Raw genomic sequence first — 21,766 nt, forward strand, 5'->3', positions numbered from 1 at the left:
CTCTTTGAATCAGGCTATGCGGAGCTCGACGGATCGGGTCAGTGGGCAGCCCACTCGACCTGCGAGATGTCGACGCCATCCTTGAACATGTCCCATAAGGGTGAAAGCTCACGCAACTTGGTAACCGCCTCGCTTACTTTCTGCGCGGCGTAGTCGACTTCTTCTTCGGTGGTGAAGCGGCCAAAGGTAAAACGGATCGAGCTGTGAGCGAGTTCGTCGTTGCGGCCCAGCGCGCGGAGCACATAGGAAGGCTCCAGCGACGCAGAAGTACAGGCCGAACCGGAAGACACCGCGAGGTCCTTGAGCGCCATGATCAGCGACTCGCCTTCAACATAGTTGAAGCTCAGGTTCAGATTGTGCGGCACCCGCGAGGTCATGCTGCCGTTCACATACAACTCTTCCAAGTGCTCGACTCGCTTGAAGAAACGGTCGCGCAGCTTGGTGATGCGCTCGCTCTCAGCAGCCATTTCTTCCTTGGCAATGCGAAACGCCTCCCCCATACCCACCGACTGGTGCGGCGCAAGGGTACCCGAGCGCATGCCGCGCTCATGACCACCGCCGTGCATCTGCGCTTCCAGGCGTACGCGCGGCTTGCGGCGTACATACAGCGCGCCGACGCCCTTGGGCCCGTAGGTCTTGTGAGCGGAGAAAGACATCAGGTCGACCTTCATGCTTTCCAGATCGATCTCGACCTTGCCGGTGGACTGCGCAGCATCGACATGGAACAACACGCCGCGCGAACGGGTAAGCTCACCAATGGCGGCGATATCGTTGATCGTCCCGATTTCGTTGTTCACGTGCATGATGGAAACCAGCACGGTGTCGTCGCGCAGCGCGGCCTCGACCATTGCCGGCGTGATCACGCCATCTTCACCCGGCTCGATGTAAGTCACTTCGAAACCCTCCCGCTCGAGCTGGCGGGTCGTATCCAAAACGGCCTTGTGCTCGATCTTGCTGGTCACGATGTGCTTGCCCTTAGAGGCATAGAAGTGCGCGACACCCTTGATCGCCAGGTTGTCCGACTCGGTCGCACCGGACGTCCAGACGATTTCGCGAGGGTCCGCATTGACCAGCTCGGCGACTTGCCGTCGGGCATTCTCGACAGCCTCTTCGGCTTTCCAACCAAAAGCGTGGGAGCGCGATGCCGGGTTGCCGAAATTGCCTTCGGCAGTCAGGCATTCGACCATTTTCTCGGCAACGCGAGGGTCGACCGGTGTGGTAGCGGAGTAATCCAGGTAAATCGGCAACTTCATCAGGTATCTCCTATCAGGCAGGCGCCCTGCTCACTCGACGGCGGACGCTTCGATCTTATCCAGGTGTGCATTCTGACCATTGGCTCGTCGCATATCCTGGCGCAGAGCTACTTCCTGAACCTCACGACGCATCACCAGGTCGGCCAGACTGATACCGCTTAGAAATTCATGGATCTGTTGGCTCAGATCGCACCACAAATGATGGGTCAAACAGGTGTCGCCCGAGTGGCAATCGCCCAGCCCCTGGCAACGGGTGGCATCAACCGACTCATTGACCGCATCGATGACTTGCGCGACTTGAATGCCAGCCATCTCGCGGGAAAGCTGATAACCACCACCCGGCCCACGAACGCTGGTAACCAAGCTCCCACGGCGCAACTTGGCGAATAGCTGTTCTAGGTAGGAAAGCGAGATGCCTTGCCGCTCGGAAATGTCCGCAAGGGACACCGGCCCGTGTTGCGCATGCAGCGCGAGATCGAGCATCGCAGTGACGGCGTAACGGCCTTTGGTAGTCAATCGCATCGGTTCGCACCAAGCATCATGGTTTGGGGCAAGTATGCAATACCCGACTATTTAGATCAACTATAAGACTGATTAAATCACTCGGACTTTAGCCGTACAAGTAACGCAGCTGGTCGGCGAGGCTCTGTCACCCCGCCAGCGAGAGGCGCCTATGATAGCAGCCCACCCCGTCCATCGCACTTCAAGGACGAGGCTCGTCACCCACGTCTTTGACTTCGGCGAAGTCCTCTTCACGCAACTCAGGCATTTGCTTTGCACAGTAATCGCTGCCAAGAGCAGTCAACGCTTGGCACATGCCCTCCATGCGCTCTTCGACAGCCTGAACGTGATCGAGCAACTGGCCGATGGCACGCGCCACTGGATCGGGCATGTCTTCCGTCACCCCATAGGCGTCGAAACCGATCTTCTCGGCGATCGCCTTGCGCTTGGCTTCCTGCTCGTCATTCGACTTGACGATCACGCGCCCAGGGATACCGACCGCGGTCGCACCGGCCGGAACCGCCCGCGTGACCACCGCATTGGAGCCGACCTTGGCGCCCGTCCCCACAGTGAACGGACCAAGAATCTTCGCGCCCGCCCCGACGATCACACCGTCCTCGAGCGTGGGATGCCGCTTGCCCTTGTTCCAGCTTGTACCACCGAGAGTGACCCCATGATAAAGGGTCACGTCGTCACCGATTTGGGCAGTCTCACCGATGACGATACCCATACCGTGATCGATAAAAAAACGCCGTCCAATCTGCGCGCCTGGATGAATTTCGATCCCCGTCAGCCAGCGCGCCAGGTTCGAATTCATACGCGCCAGCCACTTGCAGTCGTTCAGCCACAACCAATGGGAAACCCGATGAAACCAGACAGCATGCAATCCCGGATAGCAGGTAATGACCTCGAATGCGTTACGCGCTGCCGGATCGCGGTGAAAAACGCTCTGGATATCTTCGCGCATGCGTTCGAACATCAATCAGATCTCCGCTTATGGGGTTCGCCGCGGACGGCTTTCTGGGTTTCGGTAAGAATTCCGCGCAGGATATTCATTTCCAACTTGCTGATACCGCTGCGACCGTAGAGCCTGCGCAGGCGAGGCATGAGATGACGAGGCTTCTGAGGATCGAGAAAACCGATCTCAATCAAGGTCTGCTCGAGATGTCCGTAGTAATGCTCGAGTTCGTCTGCGGTGACTGGCTGCACATCGAGCATCGAGGTGGTTTCGAGTTTCTCCTGCTTGCTTGGCTGATTGTTCGCAGCCAGCCATGCCATACGTACCTCATAGGCAATCACCTGCACGGCAGCGGCAAGGTTCAATGAGCTGAACTCGGGATCTGACGGAATATGGACATGGTATTGGCAACGCTGCAGCTCTTCATTGGTAAGCCCTGCATATTCGCGCCCGAATACCAACGCAACCTCCCCGCCCCTCTGAACCTGCTCCACGCAGGCTGACCCGGTTTCGCGCGGATCCAGCAACGGCCAAGGTATGCGCCGATCACGAGCACTGGTACCGAACACCAGACTGCAGCCCACCAAAGCCTCTTCAAGGGTCTCGACCACCTGCGCTGAGTCCAGCACATCAGTCGCACCCGATGCCCGCGCAACGGCATTCGGGCTCGGAAAGTCCTGGGGGTCCACCAGTACCAGGCGAGACAAGCCCATATTTTTCATCGCCCTGGCCGCCCCGCCAATATTGCCGGCGTGACTGGTATTGACCAGCACTACACGAATGTTCTGAAGCGACACTGTTGTTCTCGACAGGAAAGCAAACCGAAAGCTTACAGGAACGCCCGAGGCCTCCGCTATTGCTGTCCCAATGCGCTCCAACCACGTAACACCCGACCAAGCTTTCTGATAGAATTGCCGGCTTTCTTTAAACGACCAGGTATTTGATCGATGCAGCCCATGCTGAATATCGCGCTGCGCGCCGCCCGTAGCGCCGGCGAAATGATTGTTCGTTCCACCGAGCGCCTGGACGTGATCTCGGTTAGCGAAAAGGACGCGCGCGATTACGTCTCGGAAATCGACCGCACCGCAGAGCAGCTCATCGTTGCGGCGCTGCGCAAAGCCTATCCGAACCACGGCATTCTTGGCGAGGAAGGCGGTTTGCTGGAGGGCAGCGGCGATGGCGCGGATTACCTCTGGGTAATCGATCCGCTGGATGGCACGACCAACTTTCTGCGCGGCGTCCCGCATTACGCCGTCAGCATCGCTTGCAAATACCGTGGTCGCCTCGAGCATGCCGTGGTCCTCGACCCGGTGCGCCAGGAAGAATTCACTGCCAGCCGCGGTCGAGGCGCCGCACTCAACGGTCGCCGCCTGCGAGTTAGCACACGCAAGAGCCTGGAAGGCGCACTCCTCGGAACAGGCTTCCCGTTCCGCGACGGCCAGATGGACAACATGGACAGCTACCTGAACATGTTCCGCAGCCTGGTTGGACAGACCGCAGGCCTGCGCCGCGCTGGCGCCGCCAGCCTCGATCTCGCCTATGTTGCGGCCGGCCGCTACGACGCGTTCTGGGAATTCGGTCTTTCCGAATGGGACATGGCGGCAGGCGCGCTACTGATTCAGGAAGCTGGTGGCTTGGTCAGCGACTTCAGCGGCAGCCACGATTTCCTTGAGAAAGGCCAGATCGTCGCCGGCAACACTAAGTGTTTCAAGGCCGTACTGACGGCGATCCAGCCACACCTGACACCCTCGCTGAAGCGCTAGAAAACGGCTCAAAAAAAACGCCCAGACGGGCGTTTTTTTCTTTTACAGTCAGCTCACTGCTGCGTCAGCACCAATTGGCCGTCGCGAAACGGAATTTTGCTGCCCGGATCCCGATCCATACGAATCTGACCGATCTCTCCGCCGAGATCATATTTGACGTCGTAACCAACGATCTTGTCATGGCTGTCGGTTACCGTATTGCAGCGGGTTTCAGTAGTGGTGTAGGTGTCATTCGCCTGCATACGGCCCTGTACCTGATTACCGGCATAGCCGCCCCCTACCGCACCGACAACGGTGGCAATCTTCTTCCCATTACCTCCGCCGACCTGATTGCCCAGCAAGCCACCGACGACCGCTCCCACCGCCGTCCCGGCAATTCGATTGCTATCCTGGATGGGCTTCTGCCGCGTGACGGATACCTCTCGGCAAACCTCACGCGGCGTCTTAATAGTTTCCTTGACAGGCTCAACGGCCAACACTTCGGCGAACTTCGGCCCTCGATCAACCAGTGAATAGGTGGCGAATGCCCCGCCAGCAGTGACGACTACAGCACCCAGAACACTACCTACCAGCATCGACTTGTTCATTTAACTTCCCTTCTTCTGACGGGCCAGGCCCGCTGCGCCCGTTAGTCAGCGCAGCGGGACAGAAGTTCAAAAAATCAAGTCAGGGCAGCTCGTCCACCTCTTCAACGACAGGGGGAATCAGATCGTCACGAGTAAGCTTCAGCCACACCAGCAACATCCCCGCGACATACACCGACGAGTAGGTCCCCGCCCCGACACCTATCAGCAACGCCAACGAGAAGCCCCAAAGATTTTCCCCACCGAAGAACATCAGCGCACCAACCGCCAGCAAGGTAGACACCGAGGTGGCCAGCGTACGCAGCAGGGTCTGCGTGGTTGAAATATTGATATTCTCCAAGAGCTCCGCCTTCCGAAGAACGCGGAAATTCTCACGAATCCGGTCGAAGATCACGATGGTGTCGTTAAGCGAGTAGCCGATTACCGCAAGCACCGCCGCCAAAACAGTCAGATCAAAAGTGATCTGGAACAACGAGAAGACCCCGAGCACCAGTACCACGTCGTGAAACAGCGAAAGCACCGCGCCCAGCCCGAACTTCCACTGAAACCGGAAGGCGACATAGACGAGGATGCCACCGAGGGCGAGCAGCATGCCCAACCCACCCTGGTCGCGAAGCTCCTCGCCAACCGCCGGCCCGACGAACTCGACACGCTTGACGGTGACGGCACTGGCGCCTTCACCACCACGCAATGCATCAGCAATGCGCTCGCTCATCATCGGATCGTCGCCCGGCATCCTTACCAACACGTCGGTCGTGGCACCAAAGCTCTGCACCACGGCGCCGTCGAAGCCAGACCGGGAGAGCTGCGTCCGCACCTGATCCAAGGGCACCGGCTGCTCATAGGACAGCTCGATCAACGTGCCGCCGGTAAAGTCCAGGCCGAAATTCAAACCTTTCACCGCCAAGCTACCGAGCGAGACAAGCGTGAGCAGTACGGTCAGGGCAAACGCCACATGACGCACGCCCATGAAATTGATTACGCGTTTCATCGTGCTAGCCCCTTAAATCCACAACTTCTTGAGATCGCGGCCACCGTAGATCAGGTTGACCATGGCGCGGGTCACGATGATGGCGGTGAACATGGAGGTCATGATCCCGAGCGAGAGGGTGACGGCGAAGCCCTTGATCGGCCCCGTGCCCATGGCGAACAGGATGCCGCCGACCAGCAGCGTGGTCAGGTTGCCGTCTACGATCGCGGAAAACGCCCGATCAAAGCCTTCATGGATCGCGCGCTGGATGGACATGCCATTGGCGATTTCCTCCCGGATACGCGAGAAGATCAGCACGTTGGCGTCGACCGCCATGCCCATCGTCAGCACGATACCGGCGATACCAGGCAGCGTCAGCGTGGCGCCCAGCATCGACATCAGCGCTGTCAGCACCACCATGTTGAACAACAGGGCAATCGTCGCCAGGACGCCGAAGAACTTGTAGATCAGCACCATGAAAACCGCGACGAAGAGAAAGCCCCACAGCGCAGCCTCGATGCCGAGCTTGATGTTCTCTGCACCCAAGCTCGGGCCGATGGTGCGCTCCTCGGCGAAGTACATTGGTGCCGCGAGCCCGCCAGCACGCAGCAATAGCGCCAATTCGGATGATTCACCCTGACCATCCAGTCCGGTGATACGGAACTGACTACCCAGTGGCGACTGGATTGTCGCCAGACTGATGATGCTTTTCTCTTCCTGGAAGGTCTCGACGCGCGATTCCTGCTCGACGCCGTCGACCATCTTCTTGACATAACGCGTGACCGGACGCTGCTCGATGAAGATCACCGCCATGCTGCGGCCAACGTTGTTGCGGGTGGCGCGGTTCATCAGATCGCCGCCATGCCCATCCAGACGAATGTTCACCTGCGGACGGCCATTCTCGTCATAGCTGGCCTGAGCGTCGGTGACCTGGTCACCTGTGATGATCAGGCTGCGCTCGAGCTGTACGGGAGGGCGACCTTCCTCGCGGAATCCGAAGGTCTCAGTTGTCGCGCGTGATGCGTCGGCCTCGGCGGCCAGACGAAACTCTAGATTGGCGGTCTTGCCCAGAATGCGCTTGGCCTCGGCGGTATCTTGCACACCTGGCAGCTCGACGACGATGCGATTGGCACCTTGGCGCTGAACCAACGGCTCGGAAACTCCCAGCTCATTGACCCGATTGCGCACGGTCGTAAGGTTCTGCTTGATCGAATACTCGCGAATCTCCGCCAGCTTGGCCTCAGTAATTGCCAGGCGCAATACATGCTGTCCATTGCGCTCGCTGGAGGTCAGCTCGAAATCGTTGAAGCTCTTGCGGATCAGTGATTGAGCTGCCGAGAGCGCAGCTTCGTCGGCAAACCCGAGCTGCACAGCGTTGTCCGCCTGGGGGAGACTGCGGTAACGAACACGCTCCTTACGCAGCAGGCTCTTGACCTCGCCTTCATAGACGTTCAGACGAGTCTCGATCGCCTTGTCCATATCGACTTCAAGCAGGAAGTGCACGCCCCCCGACAGGTCCAGACCCAACTTCATCGGGCTGGCACCCAAGTTGCGTAGCCACTCGGGCGTGGTGGGCGCAAGATTGAGCGCAACCACATAAGCATCACCCAGCGCGCGTCGCACGACATCCTTGGCTGGCAACTGGTCGTCCTGGTTGGCCAGCCGTAACAAGCCGCCACGACCCTGCTCGTCCAGGCTCGCCGCTTTGACCTCGATACCGGCCTCCGCAAGCGCCTTGCTGGCACGATCGAGATCGGCGTCGGTGACGTTCAGCGAGGTTGTAGCACCAGTGACCTGAACGGCCGGATCGTCCGGATACAGATTGGGAGCGGAATAGATGAAGGCAATGCCTAGCACTACTACGATCAGCAGGTATTTCCAGAGAGGGAATCTATTGAGCATGACGCAGCCCGTCTAATGACGCGGGGCGCCTTGCGCGCCCCGTCGTTGGTGTTGAGTAGTAGTCAGCTCAGATGGCTTTCAGCGTGCCTTTGGGCAGCGTTGCGGCAATCGCCACCTTCTGGAACTTCAGCTCCACCGAATCGGAAACTTCGATCACGACGAAGTCATCGGAAACCTTGGTGACCTTGCCCGCGATACCACCGGAGGTAACCACTTCGTCACCCTTCTGCAGGCCGCCGATGAGGTTCTTATGTTCTTTGGCGCGCTTGGCCTGAGGGCGCCAGATCATCAGATAAAAGATAACCAGAAAACCAACCAGGAACAGCCACTCGAAGCCACTACCAGCGGGACCAGCGGCAGCCTCTTGAGCGTAGGCGGCGGGAATCAGAAAGCTCATGTAGCACTCCTGTTGCAGAGATCAGTTTAGTTATGGGTTCGTCACGCAAGCGGCGGCGTTGGCAGGCCGCGCTTGGCATAGAAGGCGTCGACAAAGGCCGCCAATGTACCCTGTTGGATAGCATCGCGTAAACCAGCCATCAGAAGCTGGTAATGACGCAAGTTGTGGATTGTATTCAACATGCTGCCCAACATTTCGCCACATTTGTCGAGATGATGCAGATAAGCGCGGGAGAAGTGTTTGCAGGTGTAACAATCGCAACCGGCATCCAATGGCGAGTCGTCGTGTCGGTGTACGGCGTTGCGAATCTTGATCACCCCACTATCAGTGAACAGGTGGCCATTACGCGCATTGCGGGTCGGCATCACGCAATCGAACATATCCACGCCACGGCGCACGCCCTCGACCAGGTCTTCCGGCTTGCCCACCCCCATCAGATAGCGCGGTTTGTCAGCTGGCATCTGCGGTGGAAGGAAATCCAGCACGCGAATCATTTCTTCCTTGGGCTCACCAACCGAGAGCCCACCGATGGCCAAGCCATCGAAGCCAATCTCACACAAGCCCTCCAGCGAGCGCATGCGCAGCGACTCGTGCATGCCTCCCTGAACGATGCCGAACAACGCCGCAGGACTGTCGCCATGCGCGTCCTTGGAGCGGCGCGCCCAGCGCAACGATAGCTCCATCGAGCGCCGCGCCACCTCCTCATCGGCCGGATAAGGCGTGCATTCGTCGAAGATCATCACGATGTCGGAGCCCAGATCTCGCTGCACCTGCATCGACTCTTCCGGCCCCATGAACACCTTGGCGCCATCGACAGGCGAGGCAAAGTAGACACCCTCCTCCTTGATCTTGCGCATCGCCCCAAGGCTGAACACCTGAAAACCGCCGGAGTCGGTCAGAATTGGTCCGTGCCACTGCATGAAATCATGCAGATCGCCATGCGCCTTGATCACCTCGGTACCCGGCCGCAACCAGAGATGGAAGGTATTGCCGAGGATGATCTGCGCACCGATGCCCTCTACGTCACGTGGCAACATACCTTTCACCGTGCCATAGGTGCCCACCGGCATGAATGCTGGGGTTTCTACCGTGCCGCGCGGGAAGGTCAATCGCCCACGGCGTGCCCTCCCTTCGGTGGCGAGCAGTTCGAAAGACATGTGGCAGGTGCGACTCATTGTGAATCCTCGGGGCTACGGGGGGCCGGATTGCGAGTGATGAACATGGCATCACCGTAACTGAAAAAGCGGTAACCCCTGGCGATGGCCTCAGCGTAAGCAGCCATGGTTTCCGGATAGCCCGCGAACGCCGAGACCAGCATCAGCAGCGTTGACTCGGGCAGATGGAAATTGGTGACCAGCGCATCGACCACATGGAAGGGTTTGCCTGGGTAAAGAAAAATGTCGGTGTCGCCGCTGAACGCCTTGAGTATGCCGTTACGCGCAGCGCTTTCCAGCGAGCGCACGCTGGTGGTCCCGACTGCAATCACCCTGCCGCCGCGAGCACGGCACGCCGCAACCGCATCGACCACACCCTGATCGACCTCCAGCCACTCGCGGTGCATATGGTGCTCTTCTATGCGCTCGACTCGCACCGGCTGAAAGGTCCCAGCCCCCACGTGCAGCGTGACGAACGCGCTCTCGACGCCTTTTTCCTTCAGCGCCGCCAATAGTTGCGCATCGAAATGCAGACCTGCTGTTGGCGCGGCGACCGCGCCCGCCCGCTGCGCATAAACCGTCTGATAGCGTTCACGGTCAGCAGCTTCGTCCGGCCGATCTATATAAGGGGGCAACGGCATATGCCCGACGCGCTCGAGCAGGGGCAGTACAGCTTCATCGAACTCCAGCTCGAACAGAGCGTCATGGCGCGCCAGCATCAGCGCCTCCCCACCGCCGTCGATATGAACTTTCGCACCGGATTTGGGCGATTTGCTGGAACGGATATGAGCCAGCACGCGGCGATCATCGAGCACGCGCTCCACAAGCACCTCAACTTTTCCGCCGGTTTCCTTCTGCCCGAAGAGGCGCGCCGGAATGACCCGCGTATTGTTGAAAACCATCAGATCGCCGGGACGCAGATAATCGAGCAGCTCGGGGAAACCACGGTGCTCCAGCCCACCGGTCGGCCCGTCGAGCACCAGCAAACGGCTGGCACGACGCTCGGCCAGCGGGTGGCGGGCAATCAGCGAATCGGGAAGTTGAAAGGAAAAATCGGAAACTTGCATTTGAAAAAGATCAGCGCGGGGCATCGGGGGCGCAAAGCTTAGCGGAAACACCTCAATCTGACCACGCCGGACGATTGACCGACTCGCCTCGCATCCCTATACTGCGCCGCCACTGTGCCTCGATGGCGGAATCGGTAGACGCAGCGGATTCAAAATCCGCCGTTGGTAACAACGTGAGAGTTCGAGTCTCTCTCGAGGCACCATAATCAGACACCACAGGCAGCCGACAGCCTTTGGTACGGGAACCGCACAGCAGTAGCGGCATCACCCACAGCCCATGCTTCATGTATTGGGCAACGGCAACAGGCTCATCGAGCCCAGCTCAGCAAGGCGCCTGCTCCAGTCGTATTGAACGGTTGTGGCGTCGGCGAATCGCCAGAGCGCCCGCAACACCTGAAGAACGTGCCGATAACGGCGGCGCTTGCAGTGGACCACTCCATGACTCCGAGGGCTTGGCATCGCCCGGCGAGTTATCGTAGAGTGTGCCCACTGTGTTTGCATGGGTCGCCGTTGAATCGTGACCTGGTGCAGTAGATCTTCAGATCCGCTACATCCCGTTCGACTCTTTACTCCTTGCAACCAGTCTCCGCCTCCTGCCCGATGCAGGGGCGCTTCTACTATTGAGTTTCAAGGATACAAAGCTATGTCGAATCGTCAGAACGGTACCGTCAAGTGGTTTAACGACGAGAAAGGTTTTGGTTTCATCACTCCCGAGAGCGGTCCGGATCTGTTCGTGCATTTCCGCGCGATCGAAGGCAACGGCTTCAAGAGCCTGAAAGAAGGTCAGAAAGTCAGCTTTGTCGCCGTACAAGGTCAAAAAGGCATGCAGGCTGACCAGGTTCAAATCCAGGAATAAGCCGCTGCTTCGAAGAGCCCCTGATTGCAATATCAGGGGCTTTTTTATGCGCACGATTCCGTAGAATGCGCAGCTGCCTTTTCCATCGAGACGTCTATGCGCAACCATCCGCTTCGCCCGCAGGGGCAGTTTCCTCCGGCCGGCCTGATTCGCCGACTCGCCGCCCTGTTTTACGACTCGTTTCTCTCGATCGCGCTGATGATGGTCGTCACCCTGCTCTACCAGCAGGTAATTCTGCGCTTCTTCTACGGCAGCGAAGGGCTCAAAGCACTGGCGGAATCTGGAGGCCTGGATATCGATCCCGTACTTTCAACGCTCTTGCTATTCACCGTGTTCGCCTTTTTCGCCAAGTTCTGGACACACAACGGCCAGACGCTTGGCATGCAGGTCTGGGGCGTGCGGATACAGAATGTCGACGGAACCGCGATCGATCTCTGGCAGGCACTGCTTCGCTTTCTGATCGCAATTATGTCGTGGCTCGCCCTGGGACTGGGCTACTGGTGGATGCTATGGGACAAACAGCATCGCACCTGGCACGACATGTATTCGGAGAGCCAGGTCGTTCAATTGCCGAAGAACATCCATAAGAAATAAGCTAGAAGCGAAACAAGCAGCGCTGGGTTGACCACCAAGTCGCCCGGCGCCGTCTCCCGACGCCCCTTCGTCGTCCCGCCTTACCGCTCCTACGACCTATTTGGCTTCCTTGCCTCTGGTCCAGCACCCGTAGCGCCTTCCGGCTATCCCGCACGTCGCAGCAACCAGACACCTGCCAACGCACAAATACTGGCCGGCACCGCCACTGCCAACAAAGGCGAGAAACCGAACACTTGACTGGCCGGACCCAGCAGATCCTGCAGAATGCGGAACACGAAACCGACGATCACACCGGTAAAGATGCGCTGCCCGAGCGTCACCGAACGCAGCGGCCCGAAGATGAACGAGATCGCGAGCAGCACCAAGGCCACCGTTACCGCTGGCTGCAGCACCTTGGTCCAGAATGCCAGCCAGTAGCGAGCGTTGTTCAAGCCCTGGTCATCGAGGTAATGGATATAGCGCCACAGACCAGTGACGGACAAGGCCTCCGGCTCCATGATCACCGTACTGACCAGCTGCGGCGTCAGCTGTACGTCCCAATGCTCTTCGGCGGCTTTGGCAATCTCGGTATGGTCACCACGGAAATGCGTCGTGGCGACATCACTGAGCAGCCACTCGTCACCGTCGTAGCGTGCCCGACGGGCAAAGCTTGCCGATAACAGCTGCCGCTGCTCGTCGAAACGATAGCGGGTAACGCCGAGCAACAGACCGCCCGGCTGAACCGCGTTGATGTGCACGAACTCATCGCCCTGACGATGCCAGAGCCCATGCTTGCTACTTTGCGCTTCACCTGAACCCTGTGCCGAGGAGCGACTGGCCTGGGCGACATTTTCGCTCCAGGGCGCCACGTACTCACCAATCAGCACGCCGATCAGCATCAGCAGCAGCATCGGCTTCATCACCGCCAGCACGATGCGCCCGAGCGACACTCCGGCGGCCCGCATGACGGTCAGCTCGCTACTACTGGCAAGCGTGCCAAGACCGATGAGGCATCCGATCAGCGCCGCCATCGGCAGCATTTCGTAGGCCCGCTTGGGCGTCGTCAGCAGCACGTAAACAGCCGCATCCAACGTGCCGTAGCTACCTTTCACATCACCCAACTCATCGATGAAGGCGAACAGCAACGCCAGACCGACGATGACGCCGAGCACGGTCAGAATGGCCAGCAGCACATGACTACCGATGTAGCGGTCAAGCTTACGCATGAGCAGCTCCCGCCATGGCGCGACGCTTGTCGATCGCGAGTCGCAACGGTTCCCAGTAGAGCATCAGCATCCCTATAACAAAAAAGACTCCATGCACCCACCAGAGCCCCAGCGCCGGAGGGATACGCCCCTTGTCCAGCGAACCACGGGCAGCAATCAGCAAGGTCAGGTAAGCCATGTACAGGAGAATGGCAGGCAGCAACTTGAGGAAACGCCCCTGGCGCGGATTAACCTTCGACAACGGCACCGCCAGCAGCGTGACGATGAATACCAGTAACGGCAACGACAGCCGCCATTGCAGCTCGGACTGCAGCCGAATGTTGTCGCTGCCGAGCAATTCGCGGGTAGGCATCGCCTCGCGCTCGCTCACTTCAACGCTGATTTCCGGCTTGGGCAAAAGCACACCGTAAGTGTCGTACTGGATCGCCCGGTAGTCGGCCTGCCCGGGAGTGCCATCATAGCGATAGCCGTTTTCCAGAATCAGGTAACGGCTTCCATCGGGCTGAATTTCCTGGCGACCGCTCTCCGCGACCAACACAGACAGTCCACGCTGCTTGCCCGTCGCGCTGGAACGGTTGGTTTCGGAGATGAAAACGCCGGCCAACTCGGTTCGATCGGCGGTCAATTCACGGGTATAGGTCACGCGAGTGCCGTCGCGCAGGGTCTGAAAGCGCCCCGGAACCAGCGTATCGAACTCGGTCAACGAGTCCTGCTCATTGAGGATGCGATCCACCTCGGCCACACCCTGCGGTGCTAACCCGAGGCTGAGCCAGCCGACCAGGCCAGCAACCAGCGCCGCCGGTGCCAGACTGTAGGCCAGCAGGCGACGCTGACTCATGCCCGTAGCGGAAAGAACGGTCATCTCGCTATCGAGATAGAGCCGACCGTAGGCCAACAGGATGCCGAGAAACAGCCCCAACGGCAGGATCAATTGAAGAAACCCTGGCAGGCGGAACCCCATGATCATCAGCAGCACCCCCGGATCGAGGAGCCCCTGCGCCGCTTGCGCCAGGTATTTGATGAAGCGACCACTCATGATGATCACCAGCAGCACGGCGCTAACCGCGCTCAGGGTGACCAGCAGCTCACGGGACAGGTAACGAAAGACGATCAAACCGGACACTCCAGGGTTGTCAGGCTCCGGCGGCTACGCTCAAACTAGCCGCCAAGCAGCCGGTCCGCCCGCAACAGGACGTTGGACATCACGCAATACGTACCAACGCCCCGGTGAACGAACCACCGGAAAATAAGCCCGGCATTATCCTGCAAACCCGACTCTTTGTCTTGGGGACTCGACGCCATGGAATTTGTTGTAAAAAACACCAAAGCAGCTGCGGCAAAAACAGCCACCCTGGTCTTGCCAGTCGGTGAAAATCTACAGCTCGGCTCAACCGCGCAAAGCGTGGATCAGGTCAGCGGCGGCGCCATCAGCGCCTTGCTCAAGCGCGGCGACCTGCAGGGCAAGCCGGGTCAGACCCTCTTGCTGCACAGCCTGCCGAACCTGAAAGCCGATCGCGTACTACTGGTCGGCACTGGCAAAGAGGGCGAACTCGACGCTCGCCAATGGCGCAAGATCGCCGGCGCCGCGCTTGGCGTTCTCAAAGGGCTCGGCGGCAAAGATGCAACCTTTGCGCTCCAAGATGTACAGGTCAAAGAGCGCGATACCTATGCGTGCATCCGGATGCTGGTCGAAGTGTTGGCCGATGGTCAGTACGTATTCGAGCAGTTCAAGAGCAAGAAGAACGATGCCCCGGCGCTCGGCAAGATCACCATCCTGAGCGACAAGGCGAACCAGACGCAGGTTGAGCAGGCCACTCGCCACGCCGCAGCGATCACCGCCGGCATGAGTTTCGCCCGAGACCTGGGCAATCTGCCGCCGAATGTCTGCCATCCCAGCTATATGGCCGAGCAGGCCAAGCAGCTCGGCAAAACATTCAAAGGCCTGAAAGTCGACATTCTGGACGAAAAGAAACTGCGCGAACTCGGTGCCGGCTCGTTTCTTGCCGTTTCCCAGGGCAGTGAGCAGCCCGGGTGCATCATCGTCATGCAATACAACGGCGGCCAGAAAGGCGAGCAGCCCTACGCGCTGGTCGGCAAGGGCATCACCTTCGATACCGGCGGTATCAGCCTCAAGCCAGGCCAGGGCATGGATGAAATGAAGTACGACATGTGCGGTGCCGCCAGCGTACTCGGCACTTTCCGCGCCGCACTGGAATTACAACTACCGATCAACCTCGTCGGCCTGCTGGCCTGCGCGGAAAACATGCCCAGCGGCAATGCCACGCGTCCGGGCGACATCGTCACCACCATGAGCGGCCAGACCGTCGAGATTCTCAATACCGACGCCGAAGGCCGTCTGGTGTTGTGCGATACCCTGACCTATGCCGAGCGCTTCAAGCCGCGCGCCGTGATCGATATCGCCACGCTCACTGGCGCCTGCATCGTTGCGCTGGGTAGCCATACATCGGGCCTGCTGGGCAACAACGACGAACTGCTGCAACAGGTGCTGGGGGCCGGCCAGAAAGCCGATGATCGGGCCTGGCAACTGCCGCTGTTCGACGAATACCAGGAGCAGTTGGACAGCCCCTTCGCCGACATCGCCAATATCGGCGGGCCCAAGGCTGGCACCATCACCGCGGCCTGTTTCCTTTCGCGCTTCACCAAGGCCTACCCATGGGCGCACCTGGATGTCGCCGGCACCGCCTGGGTCAGTGGCGGAAAGGAAAAGGGCGCCACGGGTCGTCCGGTACCCTTGCTGACGCAATACCTGCTGGATCGAGCCGGGCAGGCATGAGCCAGGCGAGCGGAAACCGGGCATGACACGCATCGAGTTCTACGTACTGCCCGATAGCGAACCGGCAGGCCGAGCCAGAGCCGCCTGCCTGTTGGCAAGCAAAGGCTGGCAGCACGGCATGCCGGTATTCATACGCTGCCAGGACAGCCAGCAGTGCAGCGAACTGGATGAGCTGCTGTGGAGCTTTCGCGCCGAGCGCTTCATTCCGCATGAGCTCCACGACGACGATCCTCAAGCGCCCGTGGTGATCGGTACGGAGCAGCCGCCTACCGCCACCCAGGGCCTGCTGATCAATCTGTCACCCACCCTGTCGCCGCATACCGACCAGTTCAGCCGAGTGATCGAGATCGTCAACCAGCAACCGGAGCTATTGACCGTTTGCCGGGACAATTTTCGTCTCTATCGACAGCGCGGCTATGATCCAAAGAGAGTCGAATTGTAGCGAGCCTTCGGACGGCACGAACTCACCGACTCCGCAGCCGTTCGACGGCCTTGGCTATAGGGCCAATGCCCTTTCAGGAGCGCCACATCGCCTGGACGCTTAATCTCCGGAAACCACCGTACATGACGCAAACACCTCCCAATAAAGCCGCTCACCTGCTTGACGACCTGGAATCCATTCGCGCTCTGCTTGGGGATGAGGACCCTCCCATGCTCAGCGAGACACTTGACCCAGACAGCATCCCCCTGCTCTCTGAGGTCGTCGAGCGCGCGCCCACAGCGGCAGCTCAGCAAGAAATCGAGCCACGCGAGCCAGCCGTACGGACTGCTTTCCGCACCCTTGCCGAGCGCCACCTCGATCATGAGTTGCGCACCGCCGCGCAGCTGATTCTGCAAGATGTGATCGACGATTTCGTGCCGCAGATCGAAGCTGAACTGCGCAGTCGCCTGGAGGCGCGCGCCGAACAGCTGATCAAATCCCACCGTTCCTGAACGATCCGCCATGATTGCACCGGGGCGTCTCCGGTGACGTCCCCTCCCCACACATCGGACGGTTCATTCAGCAGTGCCGGATAAATGCCGCATCGCGGTTCTGCCCCTCGCGCACTTTGCCTTTATACTTGCCCGCTTTTCCGATCAGCCGTTCTAAGGGTCCCGCCGCATGGACAAGACCTACCAGCCGCACGCCATCGAAACTTCCTGGTATCAAACCTGGGAGTCGAACAACTATTTCGCCCCCCAGGGTTCAGGCGAGCCTTACACCATCATGATCCCGCCGCCGAACGTCACCGGCAGCCTGCATATGGGGCACGGGTTCAACAACGCGATCATGGATGCGCTGATCCGTTTCCGCCGCATGCAAGGTCGCAACACGCTGTGGCAGCCAGGCACCGATCACGCCGGCATCGCCACGCAGATGGTGGTCGAGCGGCAGTTGAGCGCGCAAGGCGTGAGTCGTCATGACCTGGGCCGCGAAAAGTTTCTCGACAAGGTCTGGGAATGGAAGGAGGAATCCGGCGGCAACATCACGCGTCAGATCCGCCGCTTGGGCTCTTCGGTGGATTGGTCGCGCGAACGCTTCACCATGGACGCCGGCCTGTCCAATGCCGTGAAGGAAGCCTTTGTACGCCTGCATGAAGATGGTCTGATCTACCGCGGCAAGCGCCTGGTCAACTGGGACACCAAGCTACACACCGCCATCTCCGATCTGGAGGTCGAAAACCACGACGAGAAGGGTCATCTCTGGCATCTGCGCTACCCACTGGCCGACGGCTGCAAAACGGCCGACGGCAAGGACTACCTGATCGTCGCCACGACCCGTCCGGAGACCATGCTGGGCGATGCGGCCGTCGCGGTGCACCCCGAGGACGAACGCTACAGGAACTTGATCGGCCGGCACATCATGCTGCCACTGGTGAATCGTCTGATCCCGATCATTGCCGACGATTATGTCGACCTCGAGTTCGGTACCGGCTGCGTAAAGATCACCCCGGCGCACGACTTCAATGACTATGAAGTAGGCAAGCGCCATCGCCTGCCCCTGATCAACATCTTCGACCGCAACGCCGCGATCCTGGCGCGCGCGCAGGTGTTCAACATCGACGGCACGCCGAACGACAAAGTCGACGCCAGCCTGCCCGATGGCTATGCACATATGGATCGCTTCGACGCGCGCAAGGCCATCGTCGCCGAATTCGAAGCCATGAGTCTGCTGGAAAAGATCGACGATCACGCGCTCAAGGTCCCGCGCGGCGACCGGTCCGGCACCATCATCGAGCCCTGGCTGACCGACCAGTGGTACGTCTCGACCAAGCCATTGGCCGAGAAAGCGATCAAGGCCGTCGAGAGCGGCGAAATCCAATTCGTGCCTAAACAGTACGAGAATATGTACTTTAGCTGGATGCGCGATATCCAGGACTGGTGCATCAGCCGCCAGCTCTGGTGGGGGCACCGCATCCCAGCCTGGTACGACGAAGCCGGCAACGTCTACGTCGGCCGGGACGAGGCGGAGGTTCGCAGTAAGTACAACCTTTGCAACAACGTCGAGTTGCGTCAGGACGAAGACGTGCTGGACACCTGGTTCAGCTCCGGCCTGTGGACCTTCTCCACCCTCGGCTGGCCCGAGCAGACCGAATATCTCAAGACGTTCCACCCGACCGACGTACTGGTTACCGGCTTCGACATCATCTTCTTCTGGGTCGCCCGCATGATCATGCTGTCGACTCACCTGACCGGGCAGATCCCGTTCAAGACCGTCTATGTGCACGGTCTGGTCCGCGATGGACAAGGGCAGAAGATGTCCAAATCCAAGGGTAACGTGCTCGACCCGCTGGACATCGTCGACGGGATCGAGCTGGACGCGCTGCTGCAAAAGCGCACCAGCGGCATGATGCAGCCCAAGCTTGCCGAGAAGATCGCCAAGCAGACCCGCGCTGAGTTCCCTGAAGGCATCGCCAGCTACGGCACCGACGCCCTACGCTTCACCTTCTGCTCGCTCGCTTCGACCGGCCGCGACGTGAAGTTCGACATGGGGCGCGTCGAGGGTTACCGCAACTTCTGCAACAAGATCTGGAACGCCGCCAACTTCGTCTTCGAGAACACCGAAGGCCAGGATACCGGCGTCAATGGCGAACCGGCGACCGGCGCTCCGGCGGCCGACGCTTCGGTGGAGCTGTCGTCAGTGGATCGCTGGGTCATTTCCGCACTGCAGCGCACCGAAGCCGAAGTTACTCGTCAGCTCGAGGCCTTCCGCTTCGATCTGGCCGCCCAAGCGCTCTACGAGTTCATCTGGGACGAGTACTGCGCCTGGTACCTGGAGCTGGTCAAGCCCGTGCTCTGGGACGAAAACGCCAGCCTGGAACGTCAGCGAGGCACACGCCGCACGCTGGTGCGCGTGCTGGAGACCGCCCTGCGCCTGGCCCATCCGTTCATGCCTTTCATCACGGAAGAAATCTGGCAGCGGGTCGCACCGCTGGCAGGCAAATCCGGTCCAACCCTGATGCTGCAACCCTGGCCGCAATTCAACCCGGAGCGTCTCGACGAGGCGGCTGAAGGCGATATCGAGTGGGTCAAGGCGTTCATGCTCGGCATTCGCCAGATCCGTGGCGAAATGAACATCTCCATGGCCAAGCGGATCGACGTCGTGCTTGGCAACGCTTCCGATACGGACCGGCGTCGTCTGGCGGACAACGAGCCGCTGCTGAAGAAGCTGGCCAAGCTCGAAAGCGTCCGCATCCTCGGTGTCGGCGAAGAGCCGCCGCTGAGCGCCACGGCACTGGTCGGCGACATGCAGGTGCTGGTGCCGATGGCCGGGCTGATCGACAAGGACGCTGAACTCGCCCGCCTCGACAAGGAAATCGGCAAGCTCGAGGGTGAGGTCAAGCGCGTTGGCGGCAAGCTCGGTAATGCCGGTTTCGTCGACAAGGCGCCAGCCGAGGTGATCGACAAGGAGCGCGCCAAGCTGGCCGAGGCCGAACAGGCAAAAGCCCAACTTCTGGAACAGCGCGAGCGTATCGCCAGCCTGTAACCAAACAGAAGGCCAGCGCGTGATGTGCTGGCCTTTTTTGTTTAGGCCTTTGCACTTGATTGATGACAAGTAAAAACCGATGTGGCCGATACACTATCCGCACACGGACATTAACAATTAACAATTTATAGTTGGCAGGCCTAACTCGCAGAGCGCTCCACGACATGAAATATGCACGAGTCGTCACGCCGTGACGGAGGGACCGTGCAACCGTTCACACGCTGGCGCCAGCCTTTCGTTTTGCGGTTTCGCTTCATGCTTCGCATAGCCGTTTGCCCATCTTGAGCCTGCCACTGCCGAATCGTCGGCACTGCCGACGAGCCGGTTTGGTTTCTCAATATGGAGCCCTCCGATGTACGTACTCATGGCTGTCGTGTTTTTTATCGGCTATCTCTGCATAGCCTTAGAACACCCGTTGAAGATAGACAAGGCAGCGCTGGCGATTCTCACCGCCGTGATTTGCTGGACACTTCTCGTGCTGGGTGCCGATTCGATCATCCCGCACATACAAGGCGGGCACGAAACGGCTAGTCCGGCCGAGACGGTCGTCGAGTCATTGCGGCACCATCTCGGTGAGATCTCGGAGATCCTGTTTTTTCTGCTCGGCGCCATGACCATCGTCGAACTGATCGATTCCCACGAAGGGTTCAAGGTGATCACCGATCGCATCCAGACCCGCAAGCGCGTGCATCTGTTGTGGATCATCGGCTTCCTGACCTTCTTCCTCTCCGCCGCGCTGGACAACCTGACCACCACCATCGTGATGGTCTCGCTACTGCGCAAGCTGATTCGTGGCCGACCGGAACGTTGGCTGTTCGTAGGCGTCGTGGTTATCGCAGCCAACGCCGGTGGTGCCTGGTCGCCGATTGGCGACGTCACCACCACCATGCTCTGGATTGGTAACCAGATCACCGCGTCCGGCGTCATCGTCGGGTTGTTTTTGCCGAGTCTGGTATGCCTGGTGGTGCCGCTGTTGATCCTCAGCTTTCGTTTGCGTGGTGAAGTGCCCCGTCCTGGCGCCCGCGCGCATTTGGCTGAAAGCAATCCGCCAGCCACGACGGCGTTCGAGCGCAATCTGGTACTGGCACTTGGCCTCGGAGCGCTGGTGTTCGTCCCCATTTTCAAAACGGTCACGCATCTGCCGCCGTACATGGGCATCCTGTTCGGGCTTGGAATCCTCTGGATTACCACCGAGTTCCTGCACCGTCACAAGGAGGACGATCACAAGCATCCGCTGTCGGTCGTCGGTGTGCTGCGCAAGGTGGACACGCCAAGCGTACTGTTCTTTTTGGGTATCCTGCTGGCGGTCGCAGCATTAGCCACGGCCGGTCACCTGACCCAGGTCGCTACGATATTGCGCGAGTCCCTTGGCCATATTTATCCGATCAATTACACCATTGGCCTGCTCTCGGCAGTGGTGGACAACGTGCCACTGGTAGCCGGCGCGATGAAGATGTACCCGCTGGTCAACCCCGTGACGCTGGCTGCCGCCACGCCGGAAGAGTCGACCTGGCTGTCTCAGTTCGTGGTCGACGGGAATTTCTGGGAAATGCTCGCCTACTGCGCCGGTACCGGCGGCAGCACGCTGATCATCGGTTCGGCGGCAGGCGTAGCGGCCATGGGCATGGAAAAGATCAGCTTCACCTGGTACGTCAAACGAGTCAGCCTGCTGGCCTTCCTCGGATACACGGCCGGAGCCGTCACCTATATCGGTCTGCTCGCATTGCGCTGAACGGCACACTACTATCCTGGCCCGCCGCCACGACGCGGTATTGAGCGGGCCGGACTTTCATAGCAATGG

At 59.6% G+C, this 21,766-nt stretch carries 20 protein-coding genes and 1 tRNA gene; 9 read left to right on the plus strand and 12 right to left on the minus strand.

The genetic code is table 11. The features are described 5' to 3' along the window. Positions 1-38: 38 nt before the first annotated feature. The 4 genes from ACL0K2_RS07095 to trmJ all read right to left on the minus strand — a co-directional run bounded on the left by ACL0K2_RS07095 (position 39) and on the right by trmJ (position 3,509). Positions 39-1,253 carry an IscS subfamily cysteine desulfurase gene (locus tag ACL0K2_RS07095; RefSeq protein WP_045163150.1) on the minus strand — a complete coding sequence of 405 codons (1,215 nt, stop codon included), beginning with the start codon at positions 1,251-1,253 and terminating at the stop codon, positions 39-41. Positions 1,254-1,283: 30 nt separating this feature from the next. After that, on the minus strand, positions 1,284-1,775 hold the full coding sequence (gene iscR, locus ACL0K2_RS07100; RefSeq protein WP_045163151.1) for a Fe-S cluster assembly transcriptional regulator IscR: 492 nt from the start codon (positions 1,773-1,775) through the stop codon (positions 1,284-1,286). Between the two features lie 181 nt (positions 1,776-1,956). Beyond that, positions 1,957-2,733: a serine O-acetyltransferase gene (gene cysE / locus ACL0K2_RS07105; RefSeq protein WP_239611697.1), complete on the minus strand. Its 777-nt coding sequence runs from the start codon at positions 2,731-2,733 to the stop codon at positions 1,957-1,959. Next, positions 2,733-3,509, minus strand: coding sequence for a tRNA (cytosine(32)/uridine(32)-2'-O)-methyltransferase TrmJ (gene trmJ, locus ACL0K2_RS07110; protein ID WP_045163153.1), 777 nt, complete (start codon positions 3,507-3,509; stop codon positions 2,733-2,735). The genes cysE and trmJ overlap by 1 nt, the downstream gene beginning before the upstream one ends. Before the next feature lie 150 nt (positions 3,510-3,659). Here trmJ and suhB point away from each other — a divergent pair, with 150 nt between their 5' ends. Continuing rightward, positions 3,660-4,475, plus strand: coding sequence for an inositol-phosphate phosphatase (suhB, locus tag ACL0K2_RS07115; protein WP_025242617.1), 816 nt, complete (start codon positions 3,660-3,662; stop codon positions 4,473-4,475). Positions 4,476-4,528: 53 nt separating this feature from the next. On the opposite strand, the gene ACL0K2_RS07120 is transcribed toward suhB, so the two are convergent. The 6 genes from ACL0K2_RS07120 to queA all read right to left on the minus strand — a co-directional run bounded on the left by ACL0K2_RS07120 (position 4,529) and on the right by queA (position 10,549). Then, a complete protein-coding gene (locus tag ACL0K2_RS07120) occupies positions 4,529-5,062 on the minus strand; it encodes a glycine zipper 2TM domain-containing protein (RefSeq protein ID WP_045163154.1) in 534 nt (177 codons plus the stop codon). Between the two features lie 79 nt (positions 5,063-5,141). Continuing rightward, positions 5,142-6,050, minus strand: coding sequence for a protein translocase subunit SecF (secF, locus tag ACL0K2_RS07125; RefSeq protein WP_239611695.1), 909 nt, complete (start codon positions 6,048-6,050; stop codon positions 5,142-5,144). Positions 6,051-6,062: 12 nt separating this feature from the next. Then, a complete protein-coding gene (gene secD / locus ACL0K2_RS07130) occupies positions 6,063-7,931 on the minus strand; it encodes a protein translocase subunit SecD (protein ID WP_045163156.1) in 1,869 nt (622 codons plus the stop codon). A gap of 67 nt (positions 7,932-7,998) precedes the next feature. Further along, positions 7,999-8,328, minus strand: a complete 330-nt coding sequence (gene yajC, locus ACL0K2_RS07135; protein WP_021209500.1) for a preprotein translocase subunit YajC — start codon at positions 8,326-8,328, stop codon at positions 7,999-8,001. Between the two features lie 41 nt (positions 8,329-8,369). Continuing rightward, a complete protein-coding gene (gene tgt / locus ACL0K2_RS07140) occupies positions 8,370-9,485 on the minus strand; it encodes a tRNA guanosine(34) transglycosylase Tgt (protein ID WP_196298686.1) in 1,116 nt (371 codons plus the stop codon). Positions 9,486-9,499: 14 nt separating this feature from the next. Beyond that, positions 9,500-10,549, minus strand: a complete 1,050-nt coding sequence (queA, locus tag ACL0K2_RS07145; protein ID WP_413044115.1) for a tRNA preQ1(34) S-adenosylmethionine ribosyltransferase-isomerase QueA — start codon at positions 10,547-10,549, stop codon at positions 9,500-9,502. Positions 10,550-10,665: 116 nt separating this feature from the next. Here queA and ACL0K2_RS07150 point away from each other — a divergent pair. The 3 genes from ACL0K2_RS07150 (at position 10,666) to ACL0K2_RS07160 (ending at position 11,999) form a co-directional block, all read left to right on the plus strand. Then, a tRNA-Leu gene (locus tag ACL0K2_RS07150) sits at positions 10,666-10,752 on the plus strand. A 440-nt stretch (positions 10,753-11,192) separates the two neighbouring features. Beyond that, positions 11,193-11,405, plus strand: coding sequence for a cold-shock protein (locus tag ACL0K2_RS07155; RefSeq protein WP_003284681.1), 213 nt, complete (start codon positions 11,193-11,195; stop codon positions 11,403-11,405). A 96-nt stretch (positions 11,406-11,501) separates the two neighbouring features. Beyond that, on the plus strand, positions 11,502-11,999 hold the full coding sequence (locus ACL0K2_RS07160) for an RDD family protein (RefSeq protein WP_045163158.1): 498 nt from the start codon (positions 11,502-11,504) through the stop codon (positions 11,997-11,999). 143 nt (positions 12,000-12,142) lie between these two features. Here ACL0K2_RS07160 and lptG read toward each other — a convergent pair whose 3' ends face one another. Beyond that, the gene (gene lptG, locus ACL0K2_RS07165) at positions 12,143-13,204 is read right to left on the minus strand and encodes an LPS export ABC transporter permease LptG (protein ID WP_045163159.1); all 1,062 of its coding nucleotides are present in this window, start codon (positions 13,202-13,204) and stop codon (positions 12,143-12,145) included. After that, positions 13,197-14,318: an LPS export ABC transporter permease LptF gene (lptF, locus tag ACL0K2_RS07170; protein WP_413044116.1), complete on the minus strand. Its 1,122-nt coding sequence runs from the start codon at positions 14,316-14,318 to the stop codon at positions 13,197-13,199. The genes lptG and lptF overlap by 8 nt, the downstream gene beginning before the upstream one ends. Positions 14,319-14,504: 186 nt before the next feature. On the opposite strand from lptF, the gene ACL0K2_RS07175 reads away from it, so the two are divergent. The 5 genes from ACL0K2_RS07175 to nhaD all read left to right on the plus strand — a co-directional run bounded on the left by ACL0K2_RS07175 (position 14,505) and on the right by nhaD (position 21,697). Then, complete coding sequence (locus tag ACL0K2_RS07175; RefSeq protein WP_239611536.1) at positions 14,505-15,998, plus strand: leucyl aminopeptidase; 1,494 nt, start codon at positions 14,505-14,507, stop codon at positions 15,996-15,998. 22 nt (positions 15,999-16,020) lie between these two features. Beyond that, positions 16,021-16,440, plus strand: a complete 420-nt coding sequence (locus ACL0K2_RS07180) for a DNA polymerase III subunit chi (protein ID WP_045163162.1) — start codon at positions 16,021-16,023, stop codon at positions 16,438-16,440. 122 nt (positions 16,441-16,562) lie between these two features. Continuing rightward, complete coding sequence (locus ACL0K2_RS07185) at positions 16,563-16,931, plus strand: hypothetical protein (RefSeq protein ID WP_045163163.1); 369 nt, start codon at positions 16,563-16,565, stop codon at positions 16,929-16,931. A 169-nt stretch (positions 16,932-17,100) separates the two neighbouring features. Further along, positions 17,101-19,965 (plus strand): valine--tRNA ligase, encoded by a 2,865-nt coding sequence (locus ACL0K2_RS07190; protein ID WP_239611535.1) that lies wholly within the window; start codon positions 17,101-17,103, stop codon positions 19,963-19,965. Between the two features lie 352 nt (positions 19,966-20,317). After that, positions 20,318-21,697 carry a sodium:proton antiporter NhaD gene (gene nhaD, locus ACL0K2_RS07195; RefSeq protein ID WP_239611534.1) on the plus strand — a complete coding sequence of 460 codons (1,380 nt, stop codon included), beginning with the start codon at positions 20,318-20,320 and terminating at the stop codon, positions 21,695-21,697. The last annotated feature ends 69 nt before the right edge of the window (positions 21,698-21,766 follow it).

Source organism: Pseudomonas sp. YJ42, from assembly GCF_047225135.1.
Classification (GTDB): domain Bacteria; phylum Pseudomonadota; class Gammaproteobacteria; order Pseudomonadales; family Pseudomonadaceae; genus Stutzerimonas; species Stutzerimonas stutzeri_E.

Coding starts and splice junctions, on each gene's coding strand:
- suhB (WP_025242617.1), top strand. CDS start 3,660: ATGCAGCCCATGCTGAATATCGCGCTGCGCGCCGCCCGTAGCGCCGGC.
- ACL0K2_RS07120 (WP_045163154.1), bottom strand. CDS start 5,062: ATGAACAAGTCGATGCTGGTAGGTAGTGTTCTGGGTGCTGTAGTCGTC.
- cysE (WP_239611697.1), bottom strand. CDS start 2,733: ATGTTCGAACGCATGCGCGAAGATATCCAGAGCGTTTTTCACCGCGAT.
- nhaD (WP_239611534.1), top strand. CDS start 20,318: ATGTACGTACTCATGGCTGTCGTGTTTTTTATCGGCTATCTCTGCATA.
- yajC (WP_021209500.1), bottom strand. CDS start 8,328: ATGAGCTTTCTGATTCCCGCCGCCTACGCTCAAGAGGCTGCCGCTGGT.
- ACL0K2_RS07160 (WP_045163158.1), top strand. CDS start 11,502: ATGCGCAACCATCCGCTTCGCCCGCAGGGGCAGTTTCCTCCGGCCGGC.
- ACL0K2_RS07185 (WP_045163163.1), top strand. CDS start 16,563: ATGACGCAAACACCTCCCAATAAAGCCGCTCACCTGCTTGACGACCTG.
- secF (WP_239611695.1), bottom strand. CDS start 6,050: ATGAAACGCGTAATCAATTTCATGGGCGTGCGTCATGTGGCGTTTGCC.
- lptG (WP_045163159.1), bottom strand. CDS start 13,204: ATGCGTAAGCTTGACCGCTACATCGGTAGTCATGTGCTGCTGGCCATT.
- ACL0K2_RS07180 (WP_045163162.1), top strand. CDS start 16,021: ATGACACGCATCGAGTTCTACGTACTGCCCGATAGCGAACCGGCAGGC.
- ACL0K2_RS07190 (WP_239611535.1), top strand. CDS start 17,101: ATGGACAAGACCTACCAGCCGCACGCCATCGAAACTTCCTGGTATCAA.
- ACL0K2_RS07095 (WP_045163150.1), bottom strand. CDS start 1,253: ATGAAGTTGCCGATTTACCTGGATTACTCCGCTACCACACCGGTCGAC.
- ACL0K2_RS07155 (WP_003284681.1), top strand. CDS start 11,193: ATGTCGAATCGTCAGAACGGTACCGTCAAGTGGTTTAACGACGAGAAA.
- queA (WP_413044115.1), bottom strand. CDS start 10,549: ATGCAAGTTTCCGATTTTTCCTTTCAACTTCCCGATTCGCTGATTGCC.
- ACL0K2_RS07175 (WP_239611536.1), top strand. CDS start 14,505: ATGGAATTTGTTGTAAAAAACACCAAAGCAGCTGCGGCAAAAACAGCC.
- tgt (WP_196298686.1), bottom strand. CDS start 9,485: ATGTCTTTCGAACTGCTCGCCACCGAAGGGAGGGCACGCCGTGGGCGA.
- secD (WP_045163156.1), bottom strand. CDS start 7,931: ATGCTCAATAGATTCCCTCTCTGGAAATACCTGCTGATCGTAGTAGTG.
- iscR (WP_045163151.1), bottom strand. CDS start 1,775: ATGCGATTGACTACCAAAGGCCGTTACGCCGTCACTGCGATGCTCGAT.